The 11,938-nt window shown below is 43.6% G+C and carries 7 protein-coding genes; 3 read left to right on the top strand and 4 right to left on the bottom strand.

Annotated elements, in window-relative coordinates; all coding sequences use genetic code 11:
* The first annotated feature begins 234 nt into the window (after positions 1-234).
* The gene (locus IOD06_RS03050; protein WP_010200218.1) at positions 235-1,587 is read left to right on the top strand and encodes a sodium-dependent transporter; all 1,353 of its coding nucleotides are present in this window, start codon (positions 235-237) and stop codon (positions 1,585-1,587) included.
* 97 nt (positions 1,588-1,684) lie between these two features.
* On the opposite strand, the gene tgt is transcribed toward IOD06_RS03050, so the two are convergent.
* Positions 1,685-2,836 (bottom strand): tRNA guanosine(34) transglycosylase Tgt, encoded by a 1,152-nt coding sequence (tgt, locus tag IOD06_RS03045; protein WP_010200213.1) that lies wholly within the window; start codon positions 2,834-2,836, stop codon positions 1,685-1,687.
* Positions 2,837-3,137: 301 nt separating this feature from the next.
* Between tgt and IOD06_RS03040 the strand changes: the two genes are divergently transcribed.
* On the top strand, positions 3,138-3,701 hold the full coding sequence (locus tag IOD06_RS03040; RefSeq protein ID WP_194619041.1) for a heme-binding protein: 564 nt from the start codon (positions 3,138-3,140) through the stop codon (positions 3,699-3,701).
* 89 nt (positions 3,702-3,790) lie between these two features.
* On the opposite strand, the gene asd is transcribed toward IOD06_RS03040, so the two are convergent.
* Entirely contained in the window at positions 3,791-4,924 is a 1,134-nt protein-coding gene (gene asd / locus IOD06_RS03035) for an aspartate-semialdehyde dehydrogenase (protein ID WP_194619039.1), read from the bottom strand.
* Positions 4,925-5,408: 484 nt separating this feature from the next.
* On the opposite strand from asd, the gene IOD06_RS03030 reads away from it, so the two are divergent.
* Complete coding sequence (locus tag IOD06_RS03030) at positions 5,409-6,587, top strand: endonuclease/exonuclease/phosphatase family protein (protein WP_227669860.1); 1,179 nt, start codon at positions 5,409-5,411, stop codon at positions 6,585-6,587.
* A gap of 573 nt (positions 6,588-7,160) precedes the next feature.
* Here IOD06_RS03030 and IOD06_RS03025 read toward each other — a convergent pair.
* Both IOD06_RS03025 and IOD06_RS03020 read right to left on the bottom strand, forming a co-directional pair.
* Entirely contained in the window at positions 7,161-8,564 is a 1,404-nt protein-coding gene (locus IOD06_RS03025) for a peptidylprolyl isomerase (protein WP_189580627.1), read from the bottom strand.
* Between the two features lie 163 nt (positions 8,565-8,727).
* Positions 8,728-11,832, bottom strand: a complete 3,105-nt coding sequence (locus IOD06_RS03020; protein WP_194619037.1) for an LPS-assembly protein LptD — start codon at positions 11,830-11,832, stop codon at positions 8,728-8,730.
* Between the last annotated feature and the right edge of the window lie 106 nt (positions 11,833-11,938).

The following is an 11,938-nucleotide window of genomic DNA, read 5'->3' as shown; positions in this document are numbered from 1 at the left end:
CATAAACATAAAAAGCCATAGCCAATTGTTATGGCTTTTTATGTTTATGACTACTTGACTTTTTTAGTCGCTTAGCAGAAACTGAGCGTTTACGATATTGTAAACAATTCTTTCATAATGTTGCTAGGCGCGTCACATTGAAGCGTTGATTAGATAGTCTGTGGTACGGAGGACTATTTAAAATAATCATGGAAGATTATAAGCGACATTAATTGAAGCACGAGGACAGAAAAAATGGCTATCAATAAACAAGAACATGCACAGTGGAGCTCAAGTTTTGGCTTCGTATTAGCAGCGGTTGGTTCGGCAGTAGGTTTAGGAAACATATGGAAATTTCCATATATGGTTGGTGAAAGCGGTGGTTCAGCTTTTGTTATTGCTTATTTATTCTGTATCGCGCTGGTAGGTTTTCCTATCTTAGTTGCTGAATGGTTGATTGGTCGTCGTGGGCAAAAAAACCCAGTCAATACTTTTGCAGACGTAGCCGCAAGCGAAGGTAAGTCACGCAGTTGGGGTATCGTTGGGGCCACTGGTATTTTGGGCGGCTTTTTGATCCTATCTTTTTATAGTGTGATCGGTGGTTGGGCGCTCAATTATATTACTAAAGTAGGTACAGGAAGTTTTGTAGGTCAAGATAGTGATTCTGTCGCTGCGACCTTTGATGCCATGCTTGCTTCAGCTGGTACGCTGACGATTTGGCATACCGTATTTATGGCGCTGACCGCTTTGATTGTTGGTATTGGTGTGACCAAAGGTATCGAAACCACTGCCAAAGTTTTAATGCCGCTACTAGGTGTGATTTTATTTGTCATCGTGGGTTATAACGTGATAAATGGTGGCTTTGGTGAAGCAGTAGCTTACCTATTTACGCCAGATCTTAGCAAGCTGACCGCTGACGTTATGCTTGCAGCCTTAGGACATGCTTTCTTCACGCTATCTATTGGTATGGGTATCATGGTTGCTTACGGCTCATACTTGGGTCGAGAAGTGAATTTGCTTAAGACCGCACGTACCGTGGTTATTTTGGATACGGTCATTGCCTTGGCAGCTGGTTTAGCCATCTTCCCAATTATCTTTAGCAACGGTCTTGATCCTGCTTCAGGTCCTGGTCTTATCTTTGTGAGCTTGCCGATTGCTTTTGGTAGTATGGGCGCAGGTACGATCATTGGTACCTTATTCTTCTTACTCATTACTTTTGCTGCTATTACCTCATCTATCTCATTGCTTGAGCCAACGGTTGAGTTTTTAGAAGAACGTACTCCGATGAATCGTACCGTATCAACCATCGTTGCAAGTACAGTGATCTGGTTATTAGGCATCGCCGCTTTATTATCATTTAATCTATGGTCTGAATTTACGATTATGGGTAATGGTATTTTTGATGCCTTGGACAAAATTACCAGCAAATTCTTATTGCCATTGACGGGTCTGGCGGCGATTATTTTCCTTGCTTGGAAAATGGATCAACGTACTATTCAACAAGAGCTTGGCTTATCGAATGGTGCTTGGCAGCTTTGGCAAATTGTCGCTAAGTTCGTAGCACCAATTGCCGTGATCGTGGTATTTGTAACCTCGTTAATGGGCTAGTACTGATTAATTAGAAATAATAAAAGCAACACACTAAAAAGGGCTTAAGATAATTCTTAAGCCCTTTTTGTATTTATAACTATTTCAAAAAATATGATTAGCGTAAGTTTAGTTCAGGAACCGCTTGTCCACGCTTGCTATAAAATTCAGTGACGAATTCATCAAATTTGTCTTGTTCAATAGCGTCTCTAATACCTTGCATCAAACGTTGGTAATAGCGCAAGTTATGAATAGTCGCTAACTGCGCGCCTAGCATCTCTTTGCACTTGTTTAGATGATATAAATAGGCACGGCTAAAGTTTTGACAAGTATAGCAGTCGCACTCTGGGTCCAATGTACCTTCATCATTGCGATATTGGCTGTTACGGATACGTACAACGCCAGCATTGTCTAAGTCGCCTGTAACGAAGTAATGACCGTTACGCGCGTTACGAGTCGGCATGACGCAGTCAAACATATCAACGCCGCGACGGACTGCTTCGACAATATCTTCAGGCTTACCAACACCCATCAGATAGCGTGGCTTGTCGGCTGGCATCGCATCTGGAATATAGTCCAAAACATCCATCATCTCGTCTTTTGGCTCACCAACAGATAGACCGCCGATGGCATAACCATCAAAGCCGATATCGAGCAGTCCTTCGAGCGACTGCTGGCGCAAATCGGCATACATACTGCCTTGAATAATGCCAAATAAGGCATTGGTGCTGCCCAGTCTGTTGTGCTCATCAACGCAGCGCTGTCCCCAACGTAATGAGAGCTCTAATGATTTTTTGGCTTCATCATGAGTCGCTGGGTAGGGCGTGCATTCGTCGAATTGCATGACGATGTCTGAGTTTAAGCTGTACTGAATCTGCATCGATTTTTCTGGTGATAAAAATACTTTAGCGCCATCGATAGGAGATTTGAAATCGACCCCTTCTTCAGTGATTTTACGCATTGCCCCCAGACTGAATACTTGAAAGCCGCCTGAATCGGTCAGAATAGGCTTATTCCAATGCATAAATTTATGCAAACCACCGAACTTATCGATGACTTCAGTACCCGGACGCAACCATAAATGAAAGGTATTACCTAACACGATATCAGCGCCAATGGCTTCAATATCACGTGGCAACATACCCTTGACCGTGCCATAAGTACCGACAGGCATAAAAGCAGGCGTTTGCACGTCGCCATGATTGAGATGAACCGTACCACGGCGTGCACGCGTCTCGCCGCTGGCCGTTTTATGTAAGACAAATTGCATATGATAATCGCTATTTACGCTATGAAAATGGCGCTAATTATAGCATTGTTAGGAGTTTTTTTGGATACGGATGTTTGTTTATCGATAATATAAATCTTCGATATGATCGTGCTATAACCTAAAGAACACAGAGGGTATTACGGAAACACACAGACAGCATTACAAAGTAATTGGTACAGTAGATCATAAATTAATGATAAAAAAATCATCATCAAATTTTCTATTTGGATGCCGGAGATGCAATATGACAAGAACAATTCCTCTACTATTAAGTGGTTTATTATTCATACCAGGAGTTGCTATGGCCGTTGAAGAGCCTTATTACACCGTAATAAGTCAGTCGGAAGATTTTGAACTACGCCGTTATGACCCACAATTGGTGGCTCAAACACTGGTAACTGGCGATCAAAAAGATGCCAGCAATAAAGGGTTTAAAGTATTAGCCGATTTTATTTTCGGTAACAACACTGCACCGACTGGTGGCAGTGGCAAAATCAGTATGACAGCACCAGTCAAGATGCAGCCGTCACAAGAAATTGCAATGACGGCACCAGTTAACATGCAACAAACCGATGGGAAATGGCGCGTACGTTTTGTGATGCCGAGTCAGTATACGATGCAGACATTACCAAAACCGAATAATCCAGAGGTCGAAATAATTGAAGTGCCTGCTCAAACTTACGGCGTTATCAAATTCTCAGGATTTACCGGAAGCAGTAAAGTGGATGATAAGACGGAGGAGTTGCGCACTTGGATGCAAAGTAAGAATCTAACGCCTACAGGTGATCCTGAACTGGCGCGTTATGACACGCCATGGACACTCCCATTTTTACGCCGTAATGAGGTGATGATTCGTTATCAGTAAGCGTATTTGCTACAATATTAGTTAAATAGCGCCCATAAAAAAGACAGCAGATGCTGTCTTTTTTGTATTGAATTCTTAAGAAATCTAGCTTAGTTTTTTTGCTCGCGGATAATGTTTAGCATGCGGCGTAATGGTTCAGCTGCGCCCCATAATAGTTGATCGCCAACGGTAAATGCGCCTAGATACTCAGGGCCCATATTAAGCTTACGCAAGCGACCTAATGCCACTGTCAAAGTGCCTGTCACTGCCACTGGTGTTAAGCGGTTCATGGTGGCTTCTTTGTCATCTTCGACTAGATCTAACCACTCATTGCCACTGTTTTTTAGTGCGGCTTCGATTTCCTCTAACGGGATGTCCTTTTTGAGCTTGATGGTCAAGCCTTGAGCATGACAGCGCATCGCGCCAACACGGACACACATACCATCGATAGCAATCTTATCAGCTTCAGAGTTACCAAGAATTTTATTGGTTTCGACACCGCCTTTCCACTCTTCCTTGGATTGCTTATTTTCTAATTGTGCATCGATATAAGGGATCAAGCTACCAGCGAGTGGTACACCGAAGTACTGCTTAGGAAAGCCCTCTGAGCGTTGGGTCTGGGCGATCTTTTTATCAATCTCAAGGATCGCGCTCGCAGGATCAGCCAATTCATCTTTGACCGCATCGTGTAGCACGCCCATGCCGCTAATGAGCTCGCGCATGTTGTTGGCGCCAGAGCCACTCGCTGCTTGATAAGTCATCGCGCTGACCCATTCTACCCAGCCTCTATTAAACAATTCACCAATAGCCATCAGCATGAGTGATACCGTACAGTTACCACCGATAAAGTCTTTTTGACCATTGGCTAGGGCGCTATCAATGACGCTACGATTGACTGGATCAAGAATGATAATACTGTCATCTTCCATGCGCAGAGTGCTTGCTGCATCAATCCAATAGCCATTCCAGCCGCTAGCACGCAGTGGTTGATGAACTTTTGAGGTGTAGTCGCCACCTTGGCAGGTAATAATTACATCACAAGCTGCTAGTGCGTCAATATCATGAGCGTCTTTTAGTTGGCTGGTCTGAATACCATCGAAACTTGGCGCATCACCACCAGCATTACTGGTTGAAAAAAATACCGGCGTGATACCGTCAAAATCTTTTTCTTGCTGCATACGTTGTATCAATACGGAACCAACCATGCCGCGCCAGCCTACCAAACCTACTGTTAAATCACTCATGAATCTTAATCCTTTTTTACCGTTATTTATTGCATTGCCAGCCGATAACAATGCCGTGAATGACCATAAAAAGCAAGGCGTTTTAGCAGATTTTGGCTATTTTTCATACACTAATAACTATGTTCACTATAACTTTACGTTATCATCATGAGCCTATTATGAGATCTGCTGTGTTCATATTGGATAAAGTCTGAGAAAAATGACGAAAAATATAACAAGCTCAGTATCGTGACTGCGCTGACATTGTAACGTTTTATGGTCAGCTGAGCATATTAATGCTCCGTAGTAGGCGATAGACTGATGAAATGCTAAAGTAATACCAAACCCAAATATACGACTAGCTGTGTCAAACTCGTTTAGTCTACAATGCGTAGTACTTACACTCGTTTTCCTTGCTACTCTAATTTTTGTGAATGGTATAAGTATCTATTCTTATCAAAGATAATCATTATACAAACGTTAGTCACTGGCTGACGATGAGTATATGAATCATTGGCTCAGCCAGCAACTCAATAAATGGTTAATACATATTATGGATCTCTCATTATTATATTATGGCGCGCAGTGGTTAGCTGGACTTATCGCGTTTGTGACGATTTGGGGGTGGTTGCCTCTTGATAATTGGTGGGTGCGCGGCGTTGAGTTTCCCCGTATTCAAATAATGGTGCTTGGGATTATTGCTTGGATTGGCATGTTGGTATTTTGGTCAGACTGGCAGCTGGGGCAGTGGTTATTGTTCGTTGCCTTAAGTCTCACTTTGGCTTTTCAGATTAGAATGGTATTGCCTTACACCAAACTATGGAAGAAAGAAGTACAAAGTGCCAAGAGCAAGCCAGATGGCCAAGATCATCAATTAAAAATCATGGTGTCAAATGTCTTAACCCCTAATGATGAAATGCAAAAATTGGTCGATTTGGTCAAGCAAAGACAGCCAGATATTTTGATTACGTTAGAAAGTGATAAAAAATGGGAACAAGCATTACACCAAATCGAGCCAGACTATCCCTATACCGTAAAAGTCCCGCTGGATAATCTGTATGGTATGCACCTTTATTCTAAGCTTGAGCTGATAGATCCTGAAATCAAATATCTGATGATTGATGATATTCCCTCTATCCACACGCAGCTGCGATTGCAAAGCGGCCGAGTAATTTGGCTGTATTGTTTGCATCCTATGCCGCCAAGCCCGACGGAAGCGGACAAATCAACGACTCGTGATGCCGAACTGCTCATGGTCGGCAAGCATATCAAAGAAAAAAATCAAACAGCGATACTGGCTGGTGATCTCAATGATGTGGCATGGTCAAAGACAACGCGTCGCTTCCAGCGTATCTCAGGGTTATTAGATCCACGTATTGGTCGTCATTTTATCAACACCTTCCATGTCAGTTATCCATTTTTACGTTGGGCGTTAGATCATATTTTCCATAGTGCTTGCTTTACAGTGGTCGATATCCAGCGTATGCCATCTGTAGGATCCGATCATTTCCCTGTTATGACGACTTTACAATACGAGCCAGAAGAAACGAGTCGACAAGAAGGTAATGCCCCCACGGCACAGGCAGAAGATATCCAAGAGACAGAAAACAAAATTGAAGAAGGCAAAAAAGAAGGCAAAAAAGTCTCAGATGAGCACAGAGAAGAGCAGCGAAGTTTTGGGTAATGGCAGACCTAAGTGATGGGGTGAAATGCGCTATCATGACGTAAGCATATGCTTACGTTAAATAAGGTCTTTAGCCTCTAGTCGCATCAAACTGATTGCCTTAAAATACCACCATCAACACAAGGATACGCATGGATGCAGTGTTGAGACCGTATCAATAAAAGCACAGGTCAGCCCGCTGTCTTATAGGATACTGTTTGTGACTTAGGATGAGTCAACAAGGAAGAAATAACAACAATAATATGAAGCGCCATAGCCCCGAACCAATCGCCCTAGGTTCGGGGCTTTTCTTTGTGTATAAATTATTGATTTATAAATTTCAGCTTCTAGCATATCAAGGTTTGAGAGCATTTAGATATAGTCAGTGAAAAGTAATATCGATATATTAGCAGTATCGTCGCGTTTTTGGGGTATTTTGACTATACGAGAGTTTGAGTTGAGGACATGCCCTAGGGTAAAAGAAAAAAGCCTACGCGTTGTTCATACAAAAGAAGGGTACATGCAATGGCATATACCCTTTTTTTATTTAGAAATGTGTACTGATATTCAGCTTGCTAGCGTCTCGTCAAGCAATTAGCCAAGCACTTGAATATAAGCGCCAGCACGTAGCTCTTGTAGCCAATCTTCTTTGGCTTGTGGTGCTAGACGTTGATATAACGCTTGACGCGCCATGTTACGGCGATATTGCTCACTAACGTCTTCTTGACGCTTACCTTCTACTTTTAAGATATGCCAACCAAATTGGGTCTTAAAAGGAGCAGAATAATCACCAACTGCTGTATTTTTCATCACTGCTTCAAATGGTCCGACCATATCTTCTGCGCTTACCCAGTCCAGATCGCCACCGCGTCCTGCTGAGCCTGGATCATCCGAATAGGTTGATGCCAAACCAGAAAAGTCAGCGCCGCTGCGTAATTGCTCATACAGATCATTAATCTTCTGCTCAGCAAGGGCATCCGTTTGTAGCTCATCGACTTTGATCAAAATATGACGAGTGTTCCACTGCGGTATGAGCATTTTATCACTTTCTTTTTTATCAGCAAGCTTAATGATATCAATGCCTTCAGGCGTCAATAACGGCGCACTCACTGCGCCGACATCGAGCTTAGTAATCTCACTCGATAACTCTGTCGGTAGCGAGGCCGCTTTATGAAAGCCCATATCGCCACCTTGTATAGGGATAGCGTAGCTGCCTTGACTGGCAGTAACGGCTGCAGCCACGTCGACATTTGGTTCTAATAAGCGTGCACGCAATGCTTGGGCCACTTTGAGTGCTTCAGCACGCTGGGCTTCTGACAGTCGGCTGTAGTCATCCATATAAGGGACGCGTACATGAACAGTTTGGTACTCGCTTTGGTTCAAACGTTTGGCTTCTGGAGAAGCCAAAAATGCGTCGATATCTTGCTCACTAATACGCACACGACTGCTGATTTGGCGTTGTTGCAAAGACTGAATGGCGGCATCTTCAATGAGTTTGGCTCGTAGGGTCGCATAGCTCCCAGGTTGGTCAGCGTCTAAGCGTTGCTGTAAAGCAGCAATACTACCAAGCCCTTCAGCTTGAGCAATTTGACCAAGACGCTGATTGATATCGGCTTCGTTAGGATTTAGACCCACACGTTTGACCAGTGACAGTTGCAGCTCACGCAAGATGAGAGCATTTAACACTTCAGACTGTAGCTGTGCTGAATTGGCAATCGGTTCACCAGCAGCTTGTGCCCGTGCTTGTGTTTGGGTGATCGCATCAATCAAGTCGCTTTTTAAGATAGCATTTTCATTGACCAAAGCAATGATGCCATCGGTACTGTTTGCTGGGGTCAAGCGATTGACGTTACTTTGCTCAGCGCTAGCATTTGTTTTAGATGCTGTTGCAGAATTAACGGTGGCAGCTTGAGCGCTGAAACTAAGTACAAGGCCTGCACTCATACTCATAGAAAGCAGTACGGCTCGGCTGGTCTGACGTAAAGAAAAAAATCTCATGATGCTCCTCATCAATGTCATCGCATCGGATGGTAGTCGGTCAACGCTATCTAATATCTTTAATAAGCAAATATTGTCTAAGGTTGCCCATAATAGGGTTACAAACAAGGTTATATAAATAATGACGAAAACAATGCCTTAATATAGCATTATTTGCGCCTTGTTAGTCTTTCCATGCAGTCTGGACGGGTTCAAAGCCCAAGACCTTATCAGCGAGCAATCGTGTCAAACGGCTGCTATTGTTACCAAGACCATTCAATCTAATCTCTGCCATAATCGCTTGTGTCGGCTTGTCTTTGACGTTCAGGTCATTATAGTAACGACGACCGTAAACGGCAAAACCAAAGCAGCAATCTTCATAATCGATGCCGATTAGCGAATCGAGCATTTTATCACGATTATAATCATATTGACCTTGAGCCAATACTCGCCAGCTGTTATTGATCGGGAACACGGCTGAAGCAGTAAAGGCAGACAGCGGCAATTGATTGGTGTTTTCATCGCGCTGACGCTTAACAAAGCCAACGTTAAACAAGCTATTATCCGATGGCTGATAACGTAGCTCTGTCGTAACGTAGTTCAAGTCATAATCATCGGTTAGCGCACCGCTGACATCGACCCAAAAATTATTGTAGGGTTGCGTACTGGTATCCCAAACCATTCCTGAAGAGGAAGAGCTAAAGACAGGTTGTTGATTTTCAAGGGTCACGCGACCATCATCGATATAAAACTGCTCAGCAATGCTACCATCAAAACGTGTCACACCCGTTGCATCGATGTAACGATAATTAATCCCAGGGGTAATAGAATGCAAATCCTGCAAGCGATCATGACCTAAAAACCAACTGTCTGAAAACAACTGCTCGTAGTTAATTGAGGCGATACGAGTGTTAAAGTTAGGGATGTCGTTTTGGTTTTTAAATGGCGAATAGGTGTATTTCAATCGTGGACTCAATAGGCGATAGCCACCCATGGTATCGTCAAAGGCACCGAAGGGTGAGCCTGCTTGGTAGAAGTGCAAACCTGCATCAATACTGGCTTGCGGTACAAATACCGATTGGCTACCATCTTCTTCACTAAGTTGGTTGTCCGCGAGGCTGTCTTCGTCATATGAGGTATACAGATGTTGTAGGCTCAGCTTGGGCTTAATATAACCCCATGATTTTTCCATCGGATAAACAGCGCTGATTTTGTTATAGACCCGCGCACCACTTTTTTCATTTTCAGAACCGTCATCGATAGATTTTTTGAAATAAGCAGAATCATGCACACCCGTGATATCAAAACGCTCTGCCCACGGTAATCGATAGTCAAGTTTGAGCTGCGGTAAGCGTGAATAAGGCTTGTCTTTGTCTTCTAACGGCTCACCATTATCGGTAAAAGCATTGAGCGTTTGGAAGGTCTCAACCTTTAGCTCACCATTGACATAATCGTTGTAATAATTAAGTCGAGCGCGACGTGGCAAGTTTAAGGTGTTGTCTGATAAACCCAAAGTATCAAAGTCGTTAATATAATCTTCATCCGACACATAGCTGTATTTAGCATCACCACTTAAGCGTGGGATACTGGTAGATGACCAATAATGATCATAAAAAAAGCTGGTGCGATCTTCGTCATCATATTCTTTGTCGTTCGGCAAATATGAACCGTTAAAAATACCTTCGCCATAATTTTCGGTCAAGTAGCGAAACTCACCTGTGAGCATAGGGTTGCGATCGCTATAGATGTGAGTATTGATCGTCGCATCATAATTGGGTGCTAAATTGAGATAGTAGGGGATATCAACCTCAAGCCCACTTTCACTACTAATGCTCGCATTCGGTAATAAGAACCCTGTACTGCGTCGGCTGTCTATGGGGAAGTTAAAGTAAGGCAGATAAAACACTGGAACATCCGCAATACGGAAAGTCGTATTGTAAGCTTCACCGCGACCAGTCTCCGTGTCCAAATCAATACTTTTGGCATCGAACTGCCATTTGCGGTCAGTCGGTGGGCAAGTGCTGAACATGACCTGATCCAGCTCATATTGGCTGTCGTTAGGTCGATTAAGGCGCTTAGCATAGCCGTGTGCTTGGAGTTCTACGCTCGCAAACGCCACGTCATTAGCCGTTGATTGTCCAGTTTCAGTATTGTAAGCCAGACTGTCTGCGACACCAATGAGACCACCTTTGGCTGCCTGTTCGGTGATACTGCCTGTACCTGTGTTTCTAGTGTTAGCACGGGTTACTTGATTGCCAGTTGCTTGATCGGTAAACATGACTTTACCTTGTGCAGCGGCAACACCACGACTCAAATCTAACAAGATACTATCAGCTTCAATATGCTGAGTACCTTGATCGACAATCACGTTACCAGATAGCTCCGCATAGTCGACATTGTCATAATAACCATAGTCGGACTCTGCAAATAAAGGCGCTCGATTATTAGCCACGCCATTCAGATTGGTCGCCACCTGACCATTATCCATCGCCGCTTCATTGACGGCTCGTTGATAATTAGCATTTTGTTGCGGATAGACCCATCGGCCTTCGCAGCGCTGGGCACTATCGATGACGTTTGGTAGCAGCCGTAAGTTTTTGCCTACTTTGGCGATGGTTTGCGTCGCAGGTGATAAATTATTTTGGATATTATCTGGTTCAGACTCTAAAGTACTATCACTCGTATTTAGGACTGATAAATCGGTATCAGGGGTCAGCTCATAAAATTCTGCCAAACGCAGCAAGCTGTTTTGAATGCTCTCATCGCTGGCATCGATTGCATCGCTGTCATCAATCGGTTTCAGCGTATTGCTAGCGTTGTCAGCCACTCGCACATCGTTATTTCTCGAATTGGTGTTGTCGCCGATGGTCGTTAGGGGTTTTCTCTGTGCCTGTACGTCAGAGATAGCATCACTATTGTCGTTGATTTCAGTGATGTCTAAATCGCTATTATCAAATGTGCTACTAGCCATCAAAGCAGCGTTGCTGGCTTCGGGAGCAATATTTACAGTTTCTTCGTTTACTGCTTCATAAGCGCTATTCTGTGCAGTGACGCGCGGGTAACTAATGTCTTGATTGACGGTGTTAATATTGGTATTGGTATTAGAGCTGGCATCGTTATTGACATCGCCGGCTGGGTCAGAGACATAACTGCTGACAGTATCGGTGGCTAATGGCGCAGTTGTCTGTGTGTCAGCCTTGGTGAGCGCTGCACTGACGGTCAAGCTCGATAAGCCTAAGGCACCGAATAAAACCAAACGGATGCTTTGGTAAAGCGGAGAATATAACAAGGGCACACCTATGATTGCAGAGCCTATTGGATTACGATATTTAGTTTAATAGCCATGTTTTAGCTATATTTAGCGGTTCATAAATGACTAAAAACTTAGTGGTTCA

Origin of the sequence: Psychrobacter sp. N25K4-3-2, from assembly GCF_015351755.1 — a bacterium.
GTDB classification, from domain to species: Bacteria; Pseudomonadota; Gammaproteobacteria; order Pseudomonadales; family Moraxellaceae; genus Psychrobacter; species Psychrobacter glaciei.
Note: the sequence above shows the minus strand (reverse complement) of the source record. Positions and strands in the feature narration are given on the sequence as shown.